The organism is Bacillus sp. CD3-5 (genome assembly GCF_006349665.1).
Lineage (GTDB): Bacteria > Bacillota > Bacilli > Bacillales > Bacillaceae_G > Bacillus_A > Bacillus_A paranthracis.
The window spans coordinates 299,225-324,863 of the sequence record NZ_VEPX01000004.1 but is presented as its reverse complement, the minus strand read 5'-3'; the positions used below and the strand labels follow the sequence as shown (position 1 = coordinate 324,863).

Sequence of the window (25,639 nt, the reverse complement as noted above, 5' to 3'; positions counted from 1 at the left end):
TTAATGTGGTAAGAAAATTAATTGATAAGCGAACAAGATTCCAAATACATACACAAGCGGGTGAACAGCACGGAACTTACCTTTTGCCACTTTCATAAGTGGGTATGAAATAAATCCAAGTGCGATACCTGTTGCGATACTTGATGTAAGTGGCATGCTTAAGATTACTAAGAATGCTGGGAATGCTTCATCAAATGCGTCCCAATCGATGTGGCGAACTGAACCCATCATAAGACTACCAACGATAATTAATGATGGTGCAGTAATAGCTGATACACCAGAAACGGCACTTACTAATGGTCCGAAGAATGCTGCTAGTGCGAATAAAACAGCTACTGTAACAGTTGTTAAACCAGTACGACCACCAGCTGCAACACCAGCAGATGATTCAATGTAAGCTGTTGATGGTGTTGTTCCGAACATAGAACCGATTGTTGCTGAGAATGAGTCAGATAGAAGAGCTCGTCCAGCTTTTGGAAGCTTTCCATCTTTCATAAATCCACCTTGTTGAGCAACGCCAAGTAATGTACCTGTTGTATCGAATAATGTAACAAGGAAGAATGAGAATACAACGCCGTATAATCCGTAGTTAATTACATCAGATACAGCAGTAATTGGGTTTGAAACGATAATTCCTTCTGGTAATCCAGGCATTGATGTAACACCGTTTGAGAATGATAATTGTCCCGTGAAGAAAGCGATAATACCAGTTAATAGCATACCGATAAATAGTGCGCCATTTACATTTAAAGACATAAGGACAATTGTAATTCCAAGTCCAGCTAATGCGAGTAGTACTGGAGCAGAGTGAAGGTCACCAAGTCCAACTAAATTTGCTTCATTTTTTGTAACGATACCTGTTAAACGTAAACCGATAAAGGCGATGAAAAGACCGATACCAGCAGTAATTGCATGTTTTAAGTTTTCAGGAATTGCTTCCATTAATTTTGTACGGAAAGATGTGAATGATAACAAAATTAAAATCATACCTGCTACGAATACAGCAGAGAATGCAATTGCGAAAGTCATGCCTTCATGAGCTTTTACAACAGAGTAAGAGAAGTAAGCATTTAATCCCATACCTGGTGCAATTGCGATTGGTAAGTTTGTAAAGATCGCCATAAATAATGTTCCGACAACAGCAGCGATAATTGTTGCTGTAAATGCTTGTTCAAATGGAACACCTGCATCCCCAAGGATAACTGGGTTTACGACAATGATATATGCCATTGTTAAGAAGGTAATAATACCTGCCATAATTTCAGTTTTAATAGAAGTTTTATGTTTTGAAAGGTTAAACATATAAACATCCTTTCTGTTTACGAATAATTTTCACAACAGTTATATATAATATTCGCTTTTTATCTATTTTGCAATAGTTTTGCATAAAAAGTTTACAACAATTCATATTTTGTGTCTTAAATTCGAATATTAATCGTAACTTGATGTGTGAATTTCAGTTTTTATTATGCACATTATAAGGAAAAGGAGTTGAAAGAAGCTATGCCACAGCAAAAAAACTTTATAACAATGCCAGCGCAACATCAAAATAAACAACCTGGTATTGAATCATTAATGAATCCTCTACCACAGTTTGAAGATCCAAATTATAAAGGTAGCGAAAAGTTAAAAGGAAAGAATGTATTAATTACAGGGGGAGATAGTGGGATTGGACGAGCTGTTTCCATCGCTTTTGCGAAAGAGGGAGCAAATATTGCGATTGCTTATTTAGATGAGGAAGAAGATGCTAATGAGACGAAGCAGTATGTTGAGAAAGAAGGTGTAAAGTGTGTATTGTTGCCGGGTGATTTAAGTGATGAACAGCATTGTAAAGATGTTGTTCAAGAGACCGTCCAGCAGCTAGGTAGTTTACAGGTTTTGGTAAATAATGTCGCACAGCAATATCCGCAGCAAGGACTAGAGTATATTACAGCAGAACAGCTAGAAAAGACTTTTCGTATTAATATTTTTTCTTATTTTCACGTTGCGAAAGCCGCACTTTCTCATTTAAAGCAAGGGGATGTCATTATAAATACCGCGTCTATCGTTGCATACGAAGGAAATGAAACGTTAATTGATTATTCCGCAACGAAAGGGGCAATCGTTGCTTTCACAAGATCACTTTCTCAGTCATTAGTGCAAAAAGGGATTCGTGTAAATGGTGTTGCGCCAGGACCGATTTGGACACCACTTATTCCATCGAGCTTTGATGAGAAAAAAGTATCACAGTTTGGAAGCAATGTTCCGATGCAAAGACCGGGCCAACCATATGAATTAGCACCAGCATACGTATATTTAGCGTCTGATGATTCATCCTATGTTACCGGGCAAATGATACACGTAAATGGGGGCGTTATTGTAAATGGATAGTTTTCATTTATAAGAGCAAAGTAAAGTTAATTCCACTTATTATAGTGAGCGCTAGGGGGGATATAAATGAAAAAGTTATGTTTCATCATACTATTATTTTTCATCCTACCGGTTAGTGCCTTGGCTAATACAGATCATCTAATATTAGTGAACCTTACGACAAACCAATTGTCTTTTTTTGAAAATGGAAATTATACAAAAACATTCCCCGTAACAACTGGAAGAGATCGTACTCCTACACCTGAAGGTAATTTTTGTATTATAACTAAATTTAAAAATAAAGAATATCATCGAAAAAAAATAGCTGGTGGTGCACCGAATAATCCTCTTGGTACGAGATGGCTTGGACTAGATAAAAATGAATATGCGATTCATGGGACAAATCGGGAATGGACAATTGGAAGTAGGGAATCAAATGGCTGTATTCGTATGCATGACAGGGATATACAGTGGTTATATGACCGAGTTCAATTACAGACGAAAGTAATCATTTCTCGGTTTCATACGAGCCCGGAATATGAAGCGAATAAGCTTGGTTATCGTGTTGTGAGCTGGAATGGTCGTAAAGTAGAAGAAGAGCAAATTGGTATGCTTACGTTAGTAGATCGCGTGGATATATATTGGCAAGAACCGAATGGACAGCTAACGAAAGTGAAAATGGTATTGCCAAACGAAAGATATGCAGTGTACTCAAAACGAAAAGATGGAATATATTATATAGGAAACAATTTGTATATTGTCGATGAAACAGGAGAAAAAATTCGTTATGAGCAAATTCCTTCTTCGATTTTAAGTAATATATATAAAAGGAAATATAATGTTCCGTAATGGCTACCGTATTATAGACGGTAGCTTATTTCTACTTCCAGTTTAACTGCAACTATTGTACTTTGCTGAATATAATACAGTACAGATAGGGGGCGGTTACATTATGAAAAGTGAATTTGCGTTTAAAGTTTTCTTAGTAACGACCTGTTTATTTATCGTGTATTTGTATGCGTTTCTCGTCTTTTCGTTTTATGTTCCATATGTTGATTTAATATTGTTCTTCGGATTTATTTGGGCGTTTGTTAAGGCGAGAGAAGGGGAGAAGAGTATATATCGGCGCATTACGTTATGCGGGACGGCCGTTCTCGTTATTTTATACTTTTTTATTATGCATGATTTTTGGAGGGGGATGTAAAAAAGCATACGATTAGTCGTATGCTTTTATATCTGTTAATGATGGAAGGGAGGCAATTGCACCGTAATTTGTACATGTGATAGCGCCTACTTTATTTGCAAAGGAGATAAACGCTGTTAAGTCTTTGAAATGATACGAAAGTGTATGTTCACTTTGGGCAATCTGATATAACATTGCTCCGACGAAAGCATCACCAGCACCAGTTGTATCGACTTGTTGAATAGAAATAGAAGAGACAATGGTTTGACCTTCATTTGTCGCTAGAAGGGTACCGTCTTTTCCAAGTGTAATAGCTACTACTTTTGCGCCATAATTTAATAATTTGAGAGCAGCTTGTTGTAAATCACTCTCTTTAGAGAGCATAGTAGCCTCCTCTTGACTTACTTTTACGAAGTGTGCATGTTTTATAAAGGTTAGACAATCTTGAGAGAATTGTTCTGTATTTGTAATGAGTGCACTTCGATAATTTGGATCAAAAGAAATAAAATGGCCGTTATCTTTCGCATATTGTAACAACTGGAAATACGTTTCTTTTAATGGGCTTGATAGTAAAGCTGTCGCTGAACCAAAATGTATTAAATCATTCGTTTGTATTTTTGATAAATCAATGCTATTGAATTGATATTCACCATCTGCACCACGCATAAAAGTAAAATCACGTTCGCCATCTTGATCTATGGATACGAATGCAAGTGTTGTTTGTTTATCTTTTATGAGCATGGAAGTGTCGACTTGCGCACGCTGTAAAGTTTGTTCAAGAAAATCACCAAATGGGTCGTTTCCTACTTGGCCCATAAATGTAGCGTGTCCACCTAATTTTGTAATTGCAGCAGCAACGTTAGCGGGTGCTCCACCAGCTTTTTTTTCGAAATCTGAACCGTTTACTAAAGAAACGTTAGTATTTCGGCACACAAAATCAATTAATAGTTCACCTATACAAAAGACATTTCTCATATAATTCCTCTTTTCAGCTTATATTGTGTGATGGTAAAGTTTAGTTTTGCATCTGAAAAGATTGCGATATGATGTTTCATGTCTTTTCGAGGAAAAACTCGGGAAGTAAAGACTGTTGAACCATCATATAAGAAAATTTCCACGATGCTTTTATCTACAAATATTTGTAGTTCTATCGTATCTTGAATATCGATTTTTTTACAGCGTTCAAATCCATATTCTCCGCCAAATTGATGGTAGAAGTTGCCCCTGTCTATAGAAATAGTACCTTGTTCCCGATTAAATGTAATTGGAAAACATTCCTCCTCATTGTGGAAGAGAGAAAGCCCAAAACACTTTGCATCTTCTGTTTTAAGGGAAGCAATTAATTCGTAGGAGCCTTCATCATCAAGCGTTGATAATACATTTAATCCAGCTGTTATATCTCCTGAGATTTCTTTTTTTGTTGTTCGTAGTTTTGTTAATTCTGAAACTGGTTTTTGTTTTAAGATGTTATCTTCTAATGTTAATTCACGTGGAATTGTTAGGCAATGAGCCCACATATAACCATCAGAAGGATATGTGATTTCACTTGATCCTGCCCAAGCAAACAATAGGCGACGACTAGTAAAGTCTTCTAAAGTTTGAGGAGCATAAAAATCGAATCCTTTATCAACTTCGTAATAGGAATCAACATGGAAATATAAATTTTTAATATCGAAATGGCCTATAGCATAAACGACATTGTATACATTGTGAAAGTTTTCTCCGTCTTTTTCAATTCCTTGCGGTGAAAAGAGAAGTACATCTTTCCCTGATAATTGGAAGTAATCGGGGCATTCCCACATAAATCCAAATTCTTTTAAATTTGTTGTAATTTCGCCTTGGAAATGCCAATTGTATAGGTCTTGTGATTTGTATAGTAATAGAGTTCCTGTTTTATTTTCACGTTGGGCACCGAGTAACATATAGTACATATCATTATGTTTCCAGACTTTTGGATCACGTACATGTTTTGTATATCCGTCAGGAATTATATCAATAACGGGATTATTACTATATTTCGTCATCGTATATTGTGAATCCATTGTTGCCATACATTGTTTTGCATCACGGGAATCATCAGGATTTTTTATATTCCCTGTATAAAGTAAATGAAGAAAGCCATCTTTTACGATAGCACTACCAGAATATGCACCGTGTGATTCATAGCTTTCAGTAGGGATGATGGCTACAGGCATACGCTCCCAGTTAATAAGGTCTTTTGACTTCACATGCCCCCAATGCTTCATTCCATGAATGGGACCAAATGGATACCATTGATAAAAAACGTGATATTCATCATTGTAGTATGATACACCGTTAGGATCATTCATTAATCCAAATGGTGGATGGATATGATAAATTGGTTTCCATGAATCTTGGTTTGCAATTTCATATAAAGAATGTAATTCGTCTTTATTAGATTGCAGTATTGTTTTATATTTTGACATAGTTTTTACCCCGTTATTATTTACTTTCTTTATATAAAATGAATGTGGCAACAAAAGCAGTGATAACTGCAATAGTGAAGCCAATTATATAGTGAATCATGTTCATCATGCCAAGAGGTGCAACAATTGTAAGCATCGGAATACCTGTTAAACCGTATGCATTAGCCGCCACTTGCATCCAAACAACGTAAGCGCCTCCAATTGCGCCGCCAATAGCGGCTGCAATAAATGGTTTACCAAGTTTTAAATTGACCCCAAAAATAGCTGGTTCCGTAATTCCTAAAAATGCTGAGGCTGCTGCGGGAATTGCAATTTCTTTCGTTTTTTTGTTTTTTGTTTTGAAATAAACTGCTAAAATAGCACCGCCCTGTGCAACGTTCGCCATTGACCAAATAGGGAGTAAGAAATTGACACCGATATCTTTATTTGCAAGTAAGCCCGCTTCAATAGCGTGGAAGCTATGATGTAAGCCAGTAAGAACGATTGTTGAATACAATCCGCCGAATATAAGTCCAGCTACTGGTCCTGCAAATTGATAAATTGTATTTAAAAGGTACGTAATGCCGTCACCGATTTTATATCCAATTGGTCCGATAATAATAAGTGATAAAAAGCCAGTTATAATAATTGTTAAGAATGGTGTAACTAATAAATCTAAAGAGTTCGGAACACGTTTTCGAAGTTCTTTTTCAATTGTACTCATAACATATACGCATAATAAAATAGGTAAAACAGTACCTTGATAGCCAATCATATCAATATCCATACCAAGGAAATGTAAAACAGTTGGTTTTGCATTTGAAAGAGTCCAAGGGTTTGTTAAGCTTGGATGAGTTAATATACCACCAACAACTGCACCTAAGAAAATATTTCCACCAAATTCTTTAGCGGCACTCACTCCAATTAAAATAGGTAAAATAATGAAAGCTGCACTTGAGAACATATCAAGTAATTGGATAAGTGAGTGATCTCCAGGAACTAATTTAAACGCTTTCAACATTCCGAGTAGACCCATAAGTAAACCGCTTGCGACGATAGCTGGAATAATTGGAACAAAAATATTGGATAGTGTCTTTGCTAGGCGGGCGATAGGATTCATTTTTTTCTTAGGTATATCGTTTGATGTTGTAGAATCTAGTTCGGCTATCCCAATTAGTTTTGAGAATTCATCATATACTTTGTTTACTATGCCAGTTCCAAAAATAATTTGATATTGCTCGGTCGTTGCGAAAGCACCTTTTACTCCATCGATGTTTTCGATTTCTGCAGCGTTTATTTTCGTATCATCCTTTAATATAAGACGAAGGCGAGTCGCGCAATGTGTGGCACGAACAATGTTTTCCTTTCCACCAATGTTCTGTAATACTTGAGTTGCAATTTGTTTCATATCCATAAAAATTCCCCCTTACTATAAATTCTCTTTTATGGAACCGGTTCCGTAATAAGTTAAAATAAAAAACAGGGAAATGATGTTGAAAATCCTGTTTTTAAAATATGGAACCGGTTTTAATTTTATTATAGAGCGCCTTTATATTTTGTCAACGCTTTCTTGGATTTTTAATGTATAACGAGAGTGTAATATTTTTGGTATAGTTTTGTTTTCAACAAGCTGTGAAAGAGAAGTGGCAGCAAGCTTTCCAGCATACTCATAGTCAAACGCAATTGTCGTTAAGCTAGGGTGTACCATTTCTGAAATATCATATCCCCCAAATCCTGTTACAGAAATATCACCTGGTACAGAAAGGGAGTGGGAGTGAATAACTTTCATTGCGCCAAGAGCGATATTATCTGTAGCACATACGATAAGAGTTGGGCGATTATTATCTAAAATATGTTGTACTTGTTTCATGGCATCTTCTATTTGGAAAGATGTTTCGTAATAACAAACACTGCAAGTTGGTTCTAAATTTTCAATGGCTTTTTGAAAACCGTTTTTTCGATTTATACCAACAGAAATATCATCTTTTTCTACTCCTAAATAGGCGATATTTCTATGACCTTGTGATAATACGTATGCTCCTAACTCATAAGCTGCATCATAATCATCATGAACGAGGCAATATTGATCTTTATATTCTTGCCCAACGAATAAAATAGGGATATTTGAATTAGCAATAATTTGTTGATGCTTATTTGTTAAAGTTTTGGTTAATAAAATAATGCCAGCTACTCTTTGTTTTATAAAGTTTTCCATTGCTTGTATTTCAGTTTCAATTGTTTGATTTGCATTTGCTACAAGCATTTGATAGTTATTTTCCTGTAACGTATTATCAATCCCGATAAGTGTTTTCATTGTAGCGAAGGAGTCTAATCGGGGGATAATAACACCAATTAAATTTGTTGTTTTTGCTTTTAAGCTTTGAGCAAATGTATTGGGAGAAAAATTTGTTTCTTGAATAATACTTTCGATTTTAAGTTTTGTTTTATCACTTACATATCCACCGTTTAAGTAACGAGAAACTGTGCTTTTTGCAACTCCAGCCAATTTGGCGATATCTGCAATTGTTTTAGCCATAGTATTTCACCTTCGTATTCATAAAAATGTTAACTTTATTATAGGGAGAATTAGAGAAGACGTAAATAAGAAGGGGGAAAGAAAAAACCACCTCACGTATATGAGGTGGAATAATTGTTAATATTTTGGTTTAAAAGTATGGCAACAAGTTTCAACACTTGTTGTTACAGAACTTTCTAGCGTCTCGTTTGTTAAAACTGCGCTTGTATACGAATCATTTGTATTCGAACCCGTTTCTTCAGCATCTGGTTGAACAATGATTGCACTTGCTTGACAAAAGTTACCTTGTCCCCAAAATGAGCAATTGGAAACAGAACATTTTACTTCTGGCATAAAACCCCCTCCTTATACATTAGTTTGGAATTTTACGTCCATTTCATGTGTAGAAGGAGTTTCCTTTTCTCGTTATTTTTTCGTTTGTTCAAACCATTCTTTGAACTTTTCTTTTGATTGTTCGCCGCTAATACGGCTTACTTCTTTACCATCTTTAAAATGAATAATTGTTGGTGTTCCTTGGATATTGTATTTATCCCAAGGCTCGTTTAAATTTTCAATATCAATTACTTTCATATCAACATTTAAATCTTTTGCTAAAGGTACAACAGTAGGAGAGACCTTTTGACAATGAACACAAGACGTTTGATAAAAGTAAATCGTTTGTGCTTTTTTATCTTCTATATTTTTATTGAGATCCTCAAGAGAAATTTTATTTGAGTAGTAATCTTTTTCATTTGTCGATGCGTTTTTCTTTTCCATTTGTGCTACAGCAAACATTGCCGCAAATAAAACGATAATAATACCGCCAAATATAAGTATTTTTTTCATTCTTTCATCTCCTTATTTGTTTTTAATGACAATAAAGCTACAAACAGCGATTGTAATAAAGCCGATAAGTGCTAAAAACGGGATTGTCACAAAGCCGAACCAGTTTATGTATTCTCCCGTACATGGTACACGGCCGCAAGCTGCCCCAGCAGCTGAAAATGCTGCGATCTTTTGAATTGCATAGTGATATAAAGAAATACAAGCACCAATACTTGCGATTGGTAAAGAATAATTTGCGATGCGATAGTCTTTTTTTACTACAGCGATACCGAGCCATAAAACGAATGGATACATAAAAATACGTTGATACCAACAAAGGACACAAGGCTCAAATTTCATGATTTCGGAAAAGTATAGACTTCCTAGTGTAGCAATAAAAGAAGCTCCCCACGCGGTAAATAAAGCATATTCTTGCTTTTTTTCTCGTCCCATATTTTATACCTCTCTTATAATAGTTACATACTAAATTATAGTATGAAGTGGTACAGAAAAGAAAGAAAAAATATGTTTATCAATAAAAGTTTTATAAGGGGAAACTTTTATTGATATGAACATTTTAAAAAAGCGCTATTCTCCAGAAGAGAATAGCGCTATAGTTTACATTTGAATTTGCTCTACTTCTTCTATATGTGACTTTTGGGATGCGTGGTCAATATATTGAAATAGGAGCTGCAATTGTTTATCAACTTCTGGCAGTTCTTTACTGTATTGATAAGCGTGTAAAAAATGCTCAATACGCTTAGAAAATAATTGATCGTTCGTTTGAACCATGAGAACGAGTAATTTATCCCAATTACAGCAATACGTGTAATAGAGAGCTTTATCATAGTCGTTATATGTTTGCACTGTGTACCCTCCTTACCGAGAGTTATATATAGTGTGTGATAAGTAAGGAGAAATACACTTGAAAGAATTTGTTAAGAAAAAAAGTGAATGAAAAAAAACGAGGTGTTTCCTCGTTTTTTAAGCTTTTGGCATTGGCGTAGGTGTTGGTTTTCCATAGCCTTCTTTGTATTTATTGTCGATATAGTTACGAATTTCAAGCGTTGATTTTCCTTTTTGTTTCATCGAAGCAGATTCAACTGCAATTTCTAGGCAATTGACGCAAGTCGTTGCATGGGAATCCCAAACAACTTCACCATTTTTTTTAATTTCACGAATAAAGCAATTTTTATTGTTTTTATGTCCTACACTTTCACCGCAACCACAGTAACATGGAATCCAATCTAATAGCTCTGCATTTTGTCCAGCGACAGTGTAGATATCTTTCATTTGTGGATCAAGCTTGTCTAGGAAGGTAGGAAGTGTGTCGACTCCTTTTGTTTTCTCTTGAATGTCAGCTTGCTGAGTATGCGATGCATGGTCGTGCTCTTCTTTTGATTCAGATGATTTTTTTTCATTTGTACTAGTAGCTCCGCATCCAGCAAGAATTAAACTCAGTACTGCAAGTAAAGAAAATACATATTTCTTCATACGCTTGTCCCCTTTACAAATGTATTAATCAAATTGTATCAGAGATTATGGTGTGTCGGGTGAAGATTTTTTCGACTGATTTTTGAAGCGCCATCTTAGCGAATGGAATAGAAATAAAACCGGGATATAAGCGTATACAATATATAAACCAGCTTGAGATAGGACTGTATTTAATGTATTGATACTTTCACGGTTTTTAAAAAATAAAGAAGCTGTAAAAACGATGAAAATAAAAAACGGTAATGTAAATTTAAATGAAATATGAAATGAACGCTTCATCGTTTGGCATGATGACCAAATGGTTAAACAAAGGTTCGGCAAAATAATTAAAAACCAAACAAAAATAATAATATATTCAAACCGTTGAATAAAAGGAACTTTAATTATTTTTAACATCGTTAAAGTAGGCCAAATAGTATGATTTAATTGTCCTTCACTATAATACATAAAAGATACAATAGCTAAAACTACATAAATCAAAGTGCTAAAAAAAATTCCTGCATGAGCCCATCTTTTTAAAGACTTACCTTTTTCAATAAATGGATAGAAGATAAGGATTGTTTCAAAGCCGAGAAACTCTAATGCAGATTGTTTTGCAGATATAAGCATGTCAAAAGGTGAATGTGTAAAAATAGGTAAAATATTACGGAAATGAGCGTATTTCATTGGATAGACTAAAAAGAATACAACGAAAATAGGAAGTACAATACCCCAAAAACATATCCCTGTCACAGAACGGAACCCACCTTTTATAATGTAGTAAGTGACTAATAAAAACATAAGGGTAAGTTTCCATAACTTAATGGTAGGGAAAATCCAAACTTGTATCACTTCCATATATGTACGAAGAACAGTAAGGCAGAATAATAAGCAATAAAGAGTGAAAATGACAGAAAATATAGAGCCAAACCATTTTCCAAAACTTGTTGTATGAATGCTAATTAAATCTCCATCTTTTTCTAACATTTTTAACATACAAAACAGCACAATATGGGTTGCAATCCCCGCAATAATAAGAGAAATCCAGGCATCATAACCAGCGTTTTTTAAAATTACACGTTGATACCCAAGAACTCCTATTCCGATTTGAAGCGAATGTAATAATATAAAGGCAAAGTATGGAGAGACTGTCTTTGATTTATTCATTGTATTCATTGCTTATTTCACCTCACTATTCCCCGATTCCAGATTGTACAATATTAAGATCTAAATTTATATCTACGGCGACGTTCTTATACATATTTCGAATCTGTTTTATATTCCATTTTCTCGTATGACTTCTAATTTCATCGCGTATGCCTAAAGGATCAATTTCCTTTTTTTGAAATTGTTTTATTAAATCTTCACAGTCTTTTTCAACATTGCGTTCAATTTGTTTCTTTATATAGTTGATATTTGTTTCTTTTCTCAAATCAATCCAATTAGGAGAGTTTTTAATTAAACCATTTAATTTTAAATGGATTTTTACTTTTGGTATGTCGCCAGTTTGATCTATATCATATTTATTTTTCCCAGCTAAGTTTTGTATAACAACCATACCTTTATGTTTATCCTTTGTTATCGCTGCTTCGTAACGCCCATTTTTGGTAGGATTAATTAGCAGTTTTGCTAAAACAGAATGTCTTTTATCCGTATACATGACGACTTTATCGCCTTTTAAAAAGGCAAGTCCTTTGACAGCGACGGAATGATTATCGCCCATTTTTATATAAGGAACGTAGGCATCACATACAGAAGAGTAGTAATTATATAAAAAAACATTTAATTCAGTTTGTGGAATGTTCTCATTTCTTATATTTTGCTCGAGTAAATCAGCAATATATAAAGAACCATTTTTTTTTCCGTAATTTAAAAGCTCTTCAGCTGATCCATCTACAATTGCTAGTTGTACATCACGTCCTATATTTGGATCACGTTGTAAGTTAGTAATAATTTCTCCCATTCCACGTTCTCCTAGAGTCTTTCCAAATAAGACGACACGCATTTGACCTACAACAACATTGTGAGGAGATTTAGCATTCAATCGTGAAGCGATTGTTTCAAGTGAACGAGCAGATGTTGATTGTGTCTCAGGCTTAGACTTTACACCATGCGTGTATTCTGGGAATAAGATCGTCCCTTGGAATTGTTTGTTTTTTGTAATATCAAATCCAGCAATATGAATAATGCGCTGTGTATCCACTATATACGTTTGTGTACAGCCAGTTTGTAGAACAAAAAAGATTATAATAAGGGACAAGAAAAGTTTTTTCATTCATTATCACCATCACGTTTTTGCTTCACTTTGTTCGGATTATAGCGCCATTTTGATTTTGGTCTAAGGAAAGAAGGCCTTTGTGCTGTTTGACTAAATGGTAATCGAAGAAAACCTTCTGCTGTACCTAAACCACGAAATGGATATAAAGGTAATAAATAAGGTGATCCAAGTGATTTTAATTTAATTAAATGAGCTAAAATAAATACAAATCCGACAATAAGGCCTAATCCTCCGAATGCGCCGGCTAAAAGAATAAGCGGAAATCGTAACAACCGGATAGTAGAAGACATTTTTACAGTCGGTGTTGTGAAAGATGCAAGAGCGGATAAAGCAACTGCAATTAATAAAATTGTACTTGTTAAAGCGGCTTCAACAGATGCTTGCCCAATTACAATCCCGCCAACAATACCAATTGTTTGTCCTACTTTCGTCGGTAAACGTGCTCCCGCTTCACGAAGCAATTCAATTGTAATTTCTAAAAAGAGTGCTTCTAGAATAGGAGGGAAAGGTACGTTAGCTCTCGAGAAAATAATAGGACCTAGTAAATCGGCAGGAATCATTTGATAATGATATGTTAAAGCCGCTGTATAAATAGCGGAGGAAAAAAGAGAAAATATAGCCCCGAAAAAACGAATAACACGAAAGAACGATCCAATCATCCACGGTAAATAATAATCTTCTGGTGAAATGAAAAAATCTAGTAACGTTGTTGGTCCTGATAAAGCATATGGAGAGCCATCTGTTAAAATTAAAACTTCCCCGTTAATTAAAGCAAATACAGCTCGATCTAATCGTTCTGTAGGTAATAGAACAGGAAAAGGTGAATTGCTATTATCACTAATAAATTGCTCAATCATAGTTGCATCAAATGGGACATCGAAGTCAATGTCTTCTAGCCGTTGTATTGCGGTGTTGATAAATTGTTCATTTGTAACGCCTTCTATATAAGCAACAGCTACTTTCGTTTTTGACATAGATCCGACGGTAACTTCTTTAAAAATGAGTTGCTCTGTTACAATATTTCGGCGTAATAAGTGTATATTTGTATCAAGGTTTTCAACGAAACCGATTTTAGGCCCGATTACGCTATATTCATTTTCTGTATCGTTATATAATCGTGTTCCTAAAACAGTACTTTCGGCGCGAATTAAAGCATATTGATCGGGATTCGAATTATTTTTTAAGCGTATTAAAATATATCCACCTAATAATTTCTCACGAATATCATCAATAGAAGGGGAGGTAATAATATCTTCAATAGAGACAATATTGCATAAATCAGAGATGTTTTGGATTTGTTCAGATTCCTTTTTTAGAGGAGTTAAAATAAATTGTTTAATAATAAGTGCTTCCACGACAGATTTATAATAAAACAAGCATAACGTGTCATCGTCAAGTACGTTATAGGAGACAAAATCGCTAGATTCTTTCATGCTTTTTATAAATTCTGGAATAGAACAAATTGTTTTTGTACTATTCTTTTTGGATTTCTTAGATGATAAACCGAACATTTTCTCACCCCTAACATATATCATTTACTTGTGTTAGTTTTTGGGAAAGACGGGAATTTATACTTGAAAATTGAAAGTTCATAAACAAAAGGAAGAGTATTAAAAAACTCTTCCTTTTGTTGTATTAATTTGTTTTCTTTTCTTTAATCGACTTTACTAATTTAATTATTTCTACTCGTATATCTTCTTTCTTTACATTTAATTTTTCAGCAATTTGTTTCATATCCATTCCGTCTTTTTTCATTTTTAGCACATCATCAAGGGGAGTATTACTTTTTTGAGAGATGATTGTTAATACCGTGAGCTGACGTAATCCGATATTATATTCTTTCATTTTTTGTTTTAGCCCGTCTGGTGTAGATTTTTGCATATTTGCTAATTCTTGCAGCAGCGCCTTTTTCGTTTCTTTATTCATATGATGCTTTTTCAACTTACTTGGATCTACCCCGAAATGTTCAGCTGTTTTCTCCCAAGATTTATTTTGCTTATAGTAAGCTAAAACGTCCTTAATTTCTTTTTTACTCATTCTTGCAATGTGGGCAGCTTTCCAAATTTCATGTTTGTTATAGCCGAGTTTTTCGAACGATTGCATTTCTTCTTCTGAAATTGGCTTATGATGATGCAATGTTACTTCTTTTGGCGTAGCAGCGGAGGCAGGGAAAGTAGCTATCCCGCATAATAATGCTGCCATAGTCATACTTACTACGATTTTTTTGTACATGTAAACTCCTCCTAGATGGATAATGTGGAAAACTTTACACATATCATTTCCATAAAATGTGAAAAACTTGTGAACGAGCTAAGTTTTTTTATTCACAGTAGAAAAAGAAGTTTTTACAAGTTTTCCAACATAAAACATTGATTAATAGTAAAAAACTAGGTTATAATCGAAATTGAAAATCAATATCAATAACAAACATATACATATAGATAAAAATAAGGGAGAGAAAAATATGACTACATATACTTCCATCGCAAATGTGATTAAAGAAAGACGTTCTGTTCGTACATTTACAGATAAAGCAGTAGACAAAGAGCTATTAATTGAACTATTAAACGACGCAACATGGGCACCGAATCATAAACACCGTGAACCATGGAATTGTAAATTATACATTGGAGAAGGCCGTAAGAAATTGGTAGATGCAGTATTAAACTCTTTCACAGAAGAAGAAAGAGCGAAACGTGGTAAAATTTTATCTGATCGTTTCTTAAGCACGCCAGCACAAATCGTTGTATATATAAATGAAGACCCACGTCAAATTCAACGTGACGAAGATTACGCTGCAACATGTGCATTTATGCAAAACTTCCAACTTCTTGCTTGGGAACGTGGATTAGGTTGTGTTTGGAAATCAGGCGGATTGAACTACAATCCATTATTTATAGAAGGACTCGGTTTAACTAGAGGTCAACGCATCGTTGGAATTCTTCACCTTGGCTACTTCGATAAAGCTCCAGAAGGAAAAGCTCGTACACCGATTACGGAGAAGATGGAGATTATTGAGGGGTAATAGATGAGACATTCTCGTTTTTATGAGGGTGTCTTTTTATTATGCAATCAATCCTCATGAAAGCTTGTTCCTCATCATACACTTTCTTAAGGGAAAGTGTAAGGAGGGAAAATAATGAGAGCAAGTGATGATAAAGCACTGCAATATGCGATTGCGGAAATTACGGAAATTGCGACTGGATTTGGGCTTGATTTTTATCCGATGCGTTATGAAATATGTCCAGCGGAAATTATTTATACATTTGGTGCATATGGGATGCCGACGCGGTTTTCACATTGGAGTTTTGGAAAACAGTTTTTCAGAATGAAATTACAATACGATTTAGGTCTTAGTAAAATATACGAACTCGTTATTAACTCTGATCCATGTTATGCCTTTTTATTAGATACGAACTCGTTAATTCAAAATAAATTAATTGTGGCGCACGTGTTAGCGCACTGTGATTTCTTTAAAAATAATATTCGTTTTTCAAATACGAAGCGAGATATGGTAGAAAGTATGTCAGCAACAGCTGAACGGGTGAAAGCATATGAGCATAAGTACGGAAAAGAAGAGGTAGAAACATTTTTAGATGCCGTACTTGCCATTCAAGAGCATATTGACCCGTCGCTTATGCGTCCGAAACTAGCGTGGAGTATTGATGATTTAGAAGAGGAAGAAGTAGAGAAGAAAAAGGCATCACAGTACGATGACCTATGGAATTTAGATAATCGAAATAAAAAACAGGAACGCTCCAACGTGCGTAAAAAGAAAAAGATTCCACCGCAACCAGAGAAAGATTTACTCCTTTTTATTGAAGAATATAGCCGTGAGCTAGAAGATTGGCAGCGAGACATATTAACGATGATGCGTGAGGAAATGCTATATTTCTGGCCACAGCTTGAAACGAAGATCATGAACGAAGGCTGGGCATCCTTCTGGCATCAACGCATACTTCGCGAAATGGACTTAACATCGGATGAAGCAATTGAATTTGCGAAACTAAATGCAGGTGTCGTCCAGCCATCAAAAACGAGTATTAACCCATACTACCTCGGTATTAAAATGTTTGAAGATATTGAGGAGCGCTACAACAACCCGACAGAAGAAATGAAACGACGCGGCGTCAAACCAGGATCTGGTCGAGACAAAATCTTTGAAGTACGCGAAATCGAATGGGACGTATCGTTCTTAAGAAACTACTTAAATAAAGATCTCGTAATGAGAGAAGATATGTACTTATTCCAGCGTCAAGGAAAAGAATATAAGGTAATAGATAAAGAGTGGGAACATGTGCGTGATCAACTCGTAAATATGCGGACAAATGGTGGCTTCCCGTACTTAGTAGTAGAAGACGGGGACTACTTAAAGAATGGAGAATTGTACATTAAACATAGTTACGAAGGAATCGAGCTCGATTTAAAATACTTAGAAAAAGTATTGCCATATCTTCATCAGCTATGGGGAAGAACGGTGCATATGGAGTCGATTGTGGAGAGTAAGGGTGTTGTGTTTTCTTATGATGGGAAGATGGTGCATCGGAAGTATGTGTGAAGCCATCTAAAGGGAAGTATTAATTAAAGTAAAATAGGTAACTTGAAAAATAACGGGGGAACTTCCCCCGTTATTTTTATCTATTCAATGTTATATTGAGAGTCGAATATCCAAACTTATTAAACAAGTATAAAAGATTTTGACCATCAATCAGTGTAATTGGCTTATCTTTTATAAATGTGACAGAGTCTTTTCCGAAAGAGCTTGTTGTTACTAAAATTCCTTTTGTTGCTCCTTCGTGAAGCATAGTTCCATACAAATCACGTACTGCGGATACAGGAACCGTCATATTATATCGTTTTGCTTGGATGATAAACTTTCCGCCTTTAATTGGATCGGGGTCAAACGCAATAGCATCTACTCCGCCATCACGACTAGCTTGTGTTACTTTGACTTCGGCACCATCCTCATTAAACATTCTTTCAAACAATTCTCTTACTAGATGTTCAAAGTCTTCCCAATGCATAGTAGCTAAGTTGTCCGCAGAAGTAAGGTTAGCTAAAACCTTTTTGGATTCCACAAACCGTTTATCATTTGTTTGTAGAGTCATGATAGGTTTAACAGGAGATAAGGTTGTAAGCTTACCTGCAAATAATCCTTTTAGACTTTGAATACATTTTTTATAGTCTATTCTGTCTAATTTTATAGGTTCAAATTCTTCACGAGACGCTTGGACGGAAATAATACATGAAGTAGAATCATTGCCAGTTGCTTCGTCTATATAACTAATCCATCCATTAAAGACAACGATATTTACATCGTTGTTATATACAGCTTCAAAAATTTCGTGAATTGTTCTTAATGTTATTTGAAATATTATAGATTCATAAAATTCCTCGAAATCCTTCTTTTTCATTTCGACTGATTTTACTTCTTTTCTTGTGGCAATATATTTATATTCAGTGATATTTGGAATTAAGGTTGGATTAGGTAGTTTATATGATATAACTAGTGTATTTAAATCTTTTCGAAACTGTACATCATACTCTTTCTCAATCCCATCAGGGTAAAGAGAGTTTTCTAATACCACATTTACATACTTCTCAACTGCTTCAGGTTCCCCTAATTCAAATTGCTTTTTCCAGTTCGTAATATTGTCATTGTATTGTTGTTGTTCCAATTCAAATGTTTCTTTTTGCTGAAGGTGTTTATTGAGAGCATCTTCTTTCTGTTTTTCGTATGTATCATAAGTTTGATTATATTCTTCCAATGCTTGTTCATAAGCGTTGTTTGCCTGATTTTCTAGTTGAATTCTTTTACGTTTGAGGGGAGATATGAATTTTTCTAATATTCCTTCGGTTGGAACTTTATATGTATGTTTAAAAGTATCTAAGGTAGGTTTTTGTGTATTAAAAGGTTCATAGAAAAATGGTGGATAACTGTCGTATTTCTTTTGAGATTCCCAATCTAAGGTGTCGTCAATTTCGAGGGTAGCATTTAACAGGTTTTCATATTCATGGATTATATCTTGGGCAGCAATTGTATCAAATTCTGCTTGCATTTTTATATCTTGAATCTTGTCTCGTTCACGTTGCTTCACTTCAGCTTGTGCCCATTTTTGTTCTTGTTCTTGTATTTTTAGATTCAATTCCCATGGAGATGCAGCTTTAATCAGTTTGCTTTTTCCTAAATAGTCATTACTAATAGTTTTTTGATAATGGTATCGACTTGCCATGCATACACACCCTTTACAAGTTCAAATTATCTTCTTCTATATTTTACCTATACAATAAGTTAGAGTAAAGAGATGGAAGATATGAATTTTGAAAGGTTCTAGATGCAGTATTTGTGATTTCAATAACAAATTAATCCCTAATGAGTGTGAAATTAGGGATTAATAGATGATAAGGATGCAGAAGGACAAGTAGAAAGAAGGAAAATAGTTTACGAGAACTTGTTGGGATTAGAAAATAGGGATAAAAAAGGAGGTTGGGAGAATTTTATGTAAAAATACGGAAAGATCCTGTTCATTCAAGAGTACAGCCAGGAAATAGAAGAAGATGTGATAAGTATTTTACAAGATTTAATGAAAAGAATTAAAGAAAATTAGCGATGAAGTGATAGTTGGAAATAAAGAAATAGATATAGTAAGACAAACGTTTTCTAATTATGATTTAGATGTTCAGACTAATGAGGATGTAAAGATTATTGGTAAACTATATAATACTTCAACTATTATTAAAATATTTAATAACAACTATTTAAGCGCTGAAGCTATTTCAAGAAGTAGACTTTGAGAAAGTATGAATATGTTTATTAATCACAGAAAAAAGTGAAAGTAGAGGGTGGATTTTGAAATTAGATGCAATCATTGAGGTATTAAAATAGACTGTGAACCAAGGGCTTACAGTCTATTTTAGTAAAAATTCTATTTAGAGAATAATGTATAGGGCTTCATTCAATTGGTTTTGGCCCTGTCGTGTCTCCTTTGTCTAACATTGAGGAAATTTGAATCTTATTATCAAGTATCTTTATTTTATATAATCTGTTTTTTACCTTTTCTCTATACTTGCTTTTTCCGGTGGTAAAAATATATTCTTCAGAGGTTGTAATTTTGTATTCTGAACTCGTAATCTCTTCTGGTTTTGCAGAAAGTTGAAATTCAACGACATGATACTGGTGCCCCTCAGAGAATTCATTGTGTATATAATTGTTCATACCTGTATAATATTGACCATCTTTTTCAATAAAATCTTCAATGTAACTGCTAGTGTTTTTATTAAAAGCAAGTAAGCTTTGTTTGCTATAATTGTTTAAAAAGATTTGAATATCTTCAGAGGTTTTCTGCTTTTGATTGTTTTCCGTTTTAGTTTCTATATAGCTAATTATTCCTATACATGTTCCAATAGTTGTGATGACGCCAGCTATAAAAGCAACTATCTTTTTTTTATTACTAGTGGATTCGATGGATGACGGATTCATATTAAATTCCCCTTATGATAATTGAATGTATTTTAAAACAAGAATTTTCTACCATTCCATATAATACATAAATGATGGGCATAAAAGCAATAGATTTTGTGAAAAATATCATATTATCTAGATTATAAATTTTTAATTAGTTTTGGGTGATTAAAGCACCTTATCAATACGAGGGCTGGGTGCTCTTCAGCTATCAAAAACGAGCATTAATCCATACTACCTCGGTATTAAAATGTTTGAAGATATTGAAGAACGCTACAACAACCCGACAGAAGAAATAAAACAATAGGATCTGGTCGAGACAAAATCTTTGAAGTATGCGAAATTGAATGGAACGTATCTTTCTTAAGAAACTACTTAAATAAAGATTTTGTAATGCGACAGATTTTTGAACGCAGAGTAAAGAATATGACTCATTGTTTGATTTTGTGAAGTCAATGTAATTAATAATGATACTCATTATTAATTACATTGACTTCTGAAAAAAGAAAAACTAGAATTTATAAAGGGATCTTCAATTGTTCGCTATCATTTGTATAGCAGGTAAGTTATGTTGGATAGCTTTATTTCTATAAGATGTAGGTTGGCTCTTTATAGTTTTGGTGTTCTTTTTATCTTTTTTTGTACAGTATTTTTGGTGAATCAAAAGGTGTATGCAGAAGATGTACCGTGGACATCAGTTTCCAATGAGGGAGAACGTGTACTTTTTCAAGAACAATCTTTGTATAGTAATGATCGAAGGAGAGAAGATCTTGTTTCACCTTCATTTGAAGGGCGTAAACATGGTGGGGAAGATTGGGGATACTTATTAAGAGACAGTAATTTTAATTATCCATCTCGTACGGGTGTAACAATAATAGCTACCCATACAGTAGGAAGTAGTTCTTGGAATTCTGGAAACCGGGTGACAGACGATGTTTTTAATAATCTTAAAAAATGGTCTGAATAAATATAATAACCTTATATGGATTTTATGTTGTATATTGGTCATTATCATAATGTCTAGTTCTATAGCAAATAATGAAAAGAAGTTTAGTAAGGTTGTTAATTATGTAACTTTTCACGTGAAAAATAAAGAAAAACAGCCAATAAAAGGTTTTGAAATTATACTTATGAAAGACGAATCACCTGAGCCGAGTAAAGAAATTGGGATTTCAATAGGGAGAACGGATGAAGAAGGAAAAGTTATTTGGAGGAATGTGAGGAAGGGAAATTATATCATATTTTTGCCAAATGGTGAGACGCAAATAGTTAGGGTTAACGATAGAGATGAAACGAGAGTAATAAATATATTATTGTAGAAAACGAATCCATTTTGAAAAAGAATACTCAAAATGGATTCGTTTTTTTATGGAGTTTTTAGTTACCAAACAGGACGTATATTTGATGATAATTTCTCTGTATTTTCTTTAGTAACGAATGTTGTTAAATCTTCTTTTAGCATTTGCATTCGTTCAGCACCTATGTTTTCAATCCATCGTTGCTCTATTTCAGCTACTATTTTTTCTTTTGCCTTCAATACTGACAAACCACGTTCGGTTAAAACAATGATTTTCCCTCTTTTATCAGTAGGATGTGTTTTGCGTGTAACGTAGCCACTCTTCTCAAGAGAATCCACCATTTTACTTACAGCTTGTTTTGAAACCCCTAAATATTCAGCTAGTTCTATACCCGTTGCTCCATTAGGTAGAATGCGTTTGAACATAAAACCATGTGCTGGCCTAATATCTTCAAATCCCAATTCATTTAATTTGTCATGTAGTTCAGTAATTAATGTGCTAAATGATAATGATAAAAGCGATGTAAGATCGAACTCGTTAAATGTTTGATCCATGTATATAACCTCCGTATCTGTAGTCAATTAAGTTGACTATACATGATACTTATTGTACTATGCATAATATAGTCAATCAAATTGACTATATTATGTTGTAGAACAAATAATGATTTATATAATATACAATCAATGGAGGTTTCACATGGTTAATATCGTAAAAATTAGAGGGAGTGTATTTGCACCGTATGCGTTGCTGAAGCCTATTAAGGACGCTGCAACAGGAAGAATTTTTGAATACGCCGGAGATGCACGTGAATTTACACCGTACGCTGTAAATTCAAAGCGTTCAAGATTAGAACAAGAAGTGATTGTTGATTTTTATAAAAGAGAAATTTTCACATATGCAGATGCTTGCATCGTTACTGTAAAAATTACAAATCCAGACGGCTCAATTGAATATCAAAAGGGAGAAACAAGTACAGAAAACATCGCATGTACAAATATTGTATGGAGTGAAGATGAAGTTTCATTTGAAATGAGAGCAAGTGCAAGTAATCCGTTAAATGCGGCGGCACCTGCAGCAGATTATTTTTTGGTTATAAGAGTTAATACAAGTGGCATTGTGCATATTGAAGGTTTACATGATGGTTTCCCTTGCTATGAATTTTATAAACAAATAGATTTTGGTTCATTTGAAAAAATATATACACATGATTTCAGAGAAACGAATGATACCCCAGCAGCACTAGCTGGAGAAATGGAATATAACTTTAAAAGGAAAATATAGCACCATTTTTATGAAGGAAGTAGCCAACATAAAATGAACTGCACCCCAATTGTTAGACACAGTCTAACAATTGGAGGTGCAGTTTTTTTATGACAAAATTTACGAAGGATTCAAAGTTAACGCTTGTTCAAGGATTTAATCCAAAAACAAGTTCTCAAGCAGAATATGCAAAACAGATGCATATTACAAAGGCACAATTTCAATACTGGTTGCGCTTATACGAACTTCATGGAGAAGAAGGTTTACACGAGGTCTATACAAATTACACCGTAGAGTTTAAACTAAACGTACTAAATTTTATGGCTCAATCGGGTATGTCGTTAATGGATACGGCAGCTACATTCATGATTCCTTCTTTTTCAACGTTTTATCAATGGAAGAAGCAATTTGAAGTAGGTGGTTTAGATGCCCTTGAACCAAAGAAAAATGGGCGTCCATCCATGAAAAATAAAAACACAAAACAGGATACGAAAAAGATTCCGGTAGAAGGTTCAGTTGAAGCGTTACAAGCTGAATTAGAACGCTTACGTATGGAAAATGCGTATTTAAAAAAGTTGAATGCCTTAGTTCAAAACAAGGAAAAATCACGAAACAAGACAAGGCACAAGTAGTCTATGAATTAAGGCATGAGTTTCAAGTGAAAGAATTAGTAAGGTTAGCGGGTATCCCTCGAAGCACATATTACTTTTATGTAAAACAAATGGATAGAATCGATCCAGATGCGGATTTAAAAGTAGAAATTAAAGCGATTTATGATGAACACGAAGGTCGTTATGGATATCGCCGTATTCGTGATGAATTAGTTAACCGTAATCGAATAGTGAATCATAAAAAAGTGCAACGGATTATGAAAGAGTTAGGTTTAAAATGCCTTATACGTATGAAAAAATATAAATCTTATAAAGGAACAGTTGGTAAAATTGCACCCCATATTTTAGAACGTAATTTTACTGCATATGCGCCAAATGAAAAATGGGTAACCGATATTACGGAATTTAAATTATTTGGTGAGAAACTTTATTTATCACCTGTATTAGACTTGTATAATGGTGAAATTATTACCTATACAATTGGCTCTAGACCGACTTATTCACTTGTTTCAGAAATGTTAGAGACAGCATTAGAACGTTTACCTGAAAGTCACCAATTATTGATGCATTCAGATCAAGGTTGGCATTATCAAATGAAACAGTACCGTCACGCATTACAAGAAAGAGGTATCGTACAAAGTATGTCTCGTAAAGGCAACTGTTACGACAACGCAGTAATGGAGAATTTCTTTGGCATCATGAAGTCTGAATTTCTCTACATAAAAGAATTTGAAAGTGTAGAGCATTTCAAAATAGAATTAGAAAAATATATAGATTATTATAATACGAAACGGATTAAGGCAAAATTAAAAATGAGCCCGGTACAATACCGGACTCACTTTTATCAAGCTGCCTAATGAAATAACCGTGTCTAACTTTTAGGGGTCACTTCACAATCAGTGGCTTTTGCATTTTTACTATCCGTTAGAAATGTCCAAAAAACAAAACGCTTTACAATATACCCTTAAGGGTATATGATATTATACAAAGTTACAAAGTAATGTATAATATAGTTATAATTACGGAGGTGGTCTATAGTGGAATACAATCAAGATATGAAAAATAGATTAAAACGTATTGAAGGCCAAGTTCGTGGTGTGCTTCGTATGATGGAAGAAGGAAAAGATTGCCGAGAGGTTATTACACAGTTAACGGCATCTCGTTCTGCACTTGATCGTACAATTGGACTTGTTGTTGGAACAAATCTAGAGCAATGTTTACGTGAGCAGTTTGAAAAAGGTAACGGTTCAAATGAAGAGTTAATTAAAGAAGCTGTTCAATTACTTGTAAAAAGCCGATAATCTGTCAAACGTAAGAGTTGACAGATTTTCAAAAACATTTTAATATACCCCTACAGGTATATGTATATAAATTGTGGAGGAATCGACTATGAGTATAAAAGTGGATATGAGTTTAGATTGTAAAGGTTTGGCTTGTCCGATGCCGATTGTGAAAACGAAGAAGGCGATAGAAGGATTGGCATCAGGACAAGTGATTGAAATTAAGGCAACAGATAAAGGGTCTACAGTAGACATACAAAGCTGGGCGAATAAAGTAGGGCATCAATATATCGGGACGAAACAAGAGGGCGATGTTTTGATGCATTACGTTAGGAAAGCGCATGAGCATGAAGTGAATGAAGTAGCAAAGTATCCTCATACAATTACGAATGAAGAGTTGGAAGAGATATTATTAAGTGATGAAGAGTGTATTGTATTAGATGTTCGAGAAGCGGCGGAATTCGCTTTTGGTCATATTCCATCGGCTGTTTCCGTGCCGTTAGGAGAGTTAGACAGTGCAGCTTTAGATCAGACGAAGCAAATTTATGTTGTTTGCCGAACGGGTAACCGTAGTGATGTAGCTTGCCATATGTTGAAAGAGAAAGGTTATGTAAATGTGAAGAATGTCATTCCAGGCATGTTAGAGTGGCAAGGGAATATAAAGAATTAAAATTTT

The 25,639-nt window shown here is 34.4% G+C and carries 27 protein-coding genes and 2 pseudogenes; 12 read left to right on the top strand and 17 right to left on the bottom strand.

Translation table 11 applies throughout. From position 1 onward, the window contains the following. Positions 1–1,302, bottom strand: coding sequence for an NCS2 family permease (locus tag FH036_RS11200; RefSeq protein WP_000482726.1), 1,302 nt, complete (start codon positions 1,300–1,302; stop codon positions 1–3). A gap of 201 nt (positions 1,303–1,503) precedes the next feature. On the opposite strand from FH036_RS11200, the gene FH036_RS11195 reads away from it, so the two are divergent. The 3 genes from FH036_RS11195 (at position 1,504) to FH036_RS11185 (ending at position 3,553) form a co-directional block, all read left to right on the top strand. Next, a complete protein-coding gene (locus FH036_RS11195) occupies positions 1,504–2,370 on the top strand; it encodes an SDR family oxidoreductase (RefSeq protein WP_139895764.1) in 867 nt (288 codons plus the stop codon). 66 nt (positions 2,371–2,436) lie between these two features. After that, on the top strand, positions 2,437–3,198 hold the full coding sequence (locus tag FH036_RS11190; RefSeq protein ID WP_000732014.1) for a L,D-transpeptidase: 762 nt from the start codon (positions 2,437–2,439) through the stop codon (positions 3,196–3,198). Between the two features lie 103 nt (positions 3,199–3,301). Beyond that, positions 3,302–3,553: a hypothetical protein gene (locus tag FH036_RS11185; protein WP_000834195.1), complete on the top strand. Its 252-nt coding sequence runs from the start codon at positions 3,302–3,304 to the stop codon at positions 3,551–3,553. 12 nt (positions 3,554–3,565) lie between these two features. On the opposite strand, the gene FH036_RS11180 is transcribed toward FH036_RS11185, so the two are convergent. The 13 genes from FH036_RS11180 to FH036_RS11120 all read right to left on the bottom strand — a co-directional run bounded on the left by FH036_RS11180 (position 3,566) and on the right by FH036_RS11120 (position 15,281). Beyond that, positions 3,566–4,507: a carbohydrate kinase family protein gene (locus tag FH036_RS11180; RefSeq protein WP_001246636.1), complete on the bottom strand. Its 942-nt coding sequence runs from the start codon at positions 4,505–4,507 to the stop codon at positions 3,566–3,568. Then, complete coding sequence (gene scrB, locus FH036_RS11175; RefSeq protein WP_139895763.1) at positions 4,504–5,979, bottom strand: beta-fructofuranosidase; 1,476 nt, start codon at positions 5,977–5,979, stop codon at positions 4,504–4,506. The genes FH036_RS11180 and scrB overlap by 4 nt, the downstream gene beginning before the upstream one ends. 16 nt (positions 5,980–5,995) lie before the next feature. Further along, entirely contained in the window at positions 5,996–7,372 is a 1,377-nt protein-coding gene (locus tag FH036_RS11170; RefSeq protein ID WP_139895762.1) for a sucrose-specific PTS transporter subunit IIBC, read from the bottom strand. Between the two features lie 135 nt (positions 7,373–7,507). Beyond that, positions 7,508–8,494, bottom strand: coding sequence for a LacI family DNA-binding transcriptional regulator (locus tag FH036_RS11165; RefSeq protein ID WP_001140405.1), 987 nt, complete (start codon positions 8,492–8,494; stop codon positions 7,508–7,510). A 117-nt stretch (positions 8,495–8,611) separates the two neighbouring features. Next, the gene (locus tag FH036_RS11160) at positions 8,612–8,827 is read right to left on the bottom strand and encodes a DUF1540 domain-containing protein (protein ID WP_001115394.1); all 216 of its coding nucleotides are present in this window, start codon (positions 8,825–8,827) and stop codon (positions 8,612–8,614) included. A gap of 72 nt (positions 8,828–8,899) precedes the next feature. Continuing rightward, positions 8,900–9,319: a thioredoxin family protein gene (locus tag FH036_RS11155; RefSeq protein WP_000721874.1), complete on the bottom strand. Its 420-nt coding sequence runs from the start codon at positions 9,317–9,319 to the stop codon at positions 8,900–8,902. Positions 9,320–9,331: 12 nt separating this feature from the next. Beyond that, the gene (locus FH036_RS11150) at positions 9,332–9,751 is read right to left on the bottom strand and encodes a disulfide formation protein C (RefSeq protein ID WP_000532254.1); all 420 of its coding nucleotides are present in this window, start codon (positions 9,749–9,751) and stop codon (positions 9,332–9,334) included. A gap of 165 nt (positions 9,752–9,916) precedes the next feature. Next, positions 9,917–10,165 carry a YhdB family protein gene (locus FH036_RS11145; RefSeq protein WP_001195458.1) on the bottom strand — a complete coding sequence of 83 codons (249 nt, stop codon included), beginning with the start codon at positions 10,163–10,165 and terminating at the stop codon, positions 9,917–9,919. Positions 10,166–10,282: 117 nt separating this feature from the next. Beyond that, complete coding sequence (locus FH036_RS11140) at positions 10,283–10,792, bottom strand: PCYCGC domain-containing protein (protein ID WP_000761019.1); 510 nt, start codon at positions 10,790–10,792, stop codon at positions 10,283–10,285. A 45-nt stretch (positions 10,793–10,837) separates the two neighbouring features. After that, positions 10,838–11,947 carry a GerAB/ArcD/ProY family transporter gene (locus FH036_RS11135; protein WP_139895761.1) on the bottom strand — a complete coding sequence of 370 codons (1,110 nt, stop codon included), beginning with the start codon at positions 11,945–11,947 and terminating at the stop codon, positions 10,838–10,840. A gap of 16 nt (positions 11,948–11,963) precedes the next feature. Beyond that, on the bottom strand, positions 11,964–13,046 hold the full coding sequence (locus FH036_RS11130; protein ID WP_139895760.1) for a Ger(x)C family spore germination protein: 1,083 nt from the start codon (positions 13,044–13,046) through the stop codon (positions 11,964–11,966). Further along, on the bottom strand, positions 13,043–14,560 hold the full coding sequence (locus FH036_RS11125) for a spore germination protein (protein ID WP_000467475.1): 1,518 nt from the start codon (positions 14,558–14,560) through the stop codon (positions 13,043–13,045). Before FH036_RS11125 ends, FH036_RS11130 begins: the two co-directional genes overlap by 4 nt. A 124-nt stretch (positions 14,561–14,684) precedes the next feature. Next, positions 14,685–15,281, bottom strand: a complete 597-nt coding sequence (locus FH036_RS11120; protein ID WP_000277029.1) for a hypothetical protein — start codon at positions 15,279–15,281, stop codon at positions 14,685–14,687. 232 nt (positions 15,282–15,513) lie between these two features. Here FH036_RS11120 and FH036_RS11115 point away from each other — a divergent pair, with 232 nt between their 5' ends. Next, entirely contained in the window at positions 15,514–16,074 is a 561-nt protein-coding gene (locus FH036_RS11115; protein WP_000214808.1) for a nitroreductase family protein, read from the top strand. A gap of 114 nt (positions 16,075–16,188) precedes the next feature. Beyond that, positions 16,189–17,607 carry a stage V sporulation protein SpoVR gene (gene spoVR / locus FH036_RS11110; RefSeq protein WP_001202710.1) on the top strand — a complete coding sequence of 473 codons (1,419 nt, stop codon included), beginning with the start codon at positions 16,189–16,191 and terminating at the stop codon, positions 17,605–17,607. A 76-nt stretch (positions 17,608–17,683) separates the two neighbouring features. On the opposite strand, the gene FH036_RS11105 is transcribed toward spoVR, so the two are convergent. Beyond that, the gene (locus tag FH036_RS11105) at positions 17,684–19,282 is read right to left on the bottom strand and encodes a restriction endonuclease (protein ID WP_138322457.1); all 1,599 of its coding nucleotides are present in this window, start codon (positions 19,280–19,282) and stop codon (positions 17,684–17,686) included. Between the two features lie 719 nt (positions 19,283–20,001). Further along, positions 20,002–20,529 (bottom strand): TcaA NTF2-like domain-containing protein, encoded by a 528-nt coding sequence (locus FH036_RS11100; protein ID WP_001070031.1) that lies wholly within the window; start codon positions 20,527–20,529, stop codon positions 20,002–20,004. A gap of 178 nt (positions 20,530–20,707) precedes the next feature. On the opposite strand from FH036_RS11100, the pseudogene FH036_RS11095 reads away from it, so the two are divergent. The 3 genes and pseudogenes from FH036_RS11095 to FH036_RS11085 all read left to right on the top strand — a co-directional run. Beyond that, positions 20,708–20,934 (top strand): annotated as a pseudogene (locus FH036_RS11095) (SpoVR family protein); the annotation flags it as partial. Between the two features lie 145 nt (positions 20,935–21,079). Further along, positions 21,080–21,403, top strand: a pseudogene (locus FH036_RS11090) (trypsin-like serine peptidase); the annotation flags it as partial. A gap of 40 nt (positions 21,404–21,443) precedes the next feature. Continuing rightward, positions 21,444–21,830 (top strand): DUF2606 family protein, encoded by a 387-nt coding sequence (locus tag FH036_RS11085; RefSeq protein WP_000478590.1) that lies wholly within the window; start codon positions 21,444–21,446, stop codon positions 21,828–21,830. Between the two features lie 62 nt (positions 21,831–21,892). Here FH036_RS11085 and FH036_RS11080 read toward each other — a convergent pair whose 3' ends face one another. After that, entirely contained in the window at positions 21,893–22,363 is a 471-nt protein-coding gene (locus FH036_RS11080; protein ID WP_000372886.1) for a MarR family winged helix-turn-helix transcriptional regulator, read from the bottom strand. Positions 22,364–22,508: 145 nt separating this feature from the next. Here FH036_RS11080 and FH036_RS11075 point away from each other — a divergent pair, with 145 nt between their 5' ends. The 4 genes from FH036_RS11075 (at position 22,509) to FH036_RS11060 (ending at position 25,633) form a co-directional block, all read left to right on the top strand. Continuing rightward, on the top strand, positions 22,509–23,093 hold the full coding sequence (locus tag FH036_RS11075) for a DUF3238 domain-containing protein (RefSeq protein WP_139895759.1): 585 nt from the start codon (positions 22,509–22,511) through the stop codon (positions 23,091–23,093). Between the two features lie 89 nt (positions 23,094–23,182). After that, positions 23,183–24,540, top strand: a protein-coding gene (locus tag FH036_RS11070) for an IS3 family transposase (protein WP_139895758.1) whose coding sequence is annotated in 2 segments (ribosomal slippage) — positions 23,183–23,639 and positions 23,639–24,540 — 1,359 coding nt in all. Because the reading frame shifts where the segments join, the coding sequence is not laid out codon by codon here. Between the two features lie 180 nt (positions 24,541–24,720). Then, a complete protein-coding gene (locus FH036_RS11065) occupies positions 24,721–24,984 on the top strand; it encodes a metal-sensitive transcriptional regulator (RefSeq protein ID WP_000456204.1) in 264 nt (87 codons plus the stop codon). Positions 24,985–25,072: 88 nt separating this feature from the next. Continuing rightward, positions 25,073–25,633, top strand: a complete 561-nt coding sequence (locus FH036_RS11060; RefSeq protein WP_000023967.1) for a sulfurtransferase TusA family protein — start codon at positions 25,073–25,075, stop codon at positions 25,631–25,633. The last annotated feature ends 6 nt before the right edge of the window (positions 25,634–25,639 follow it).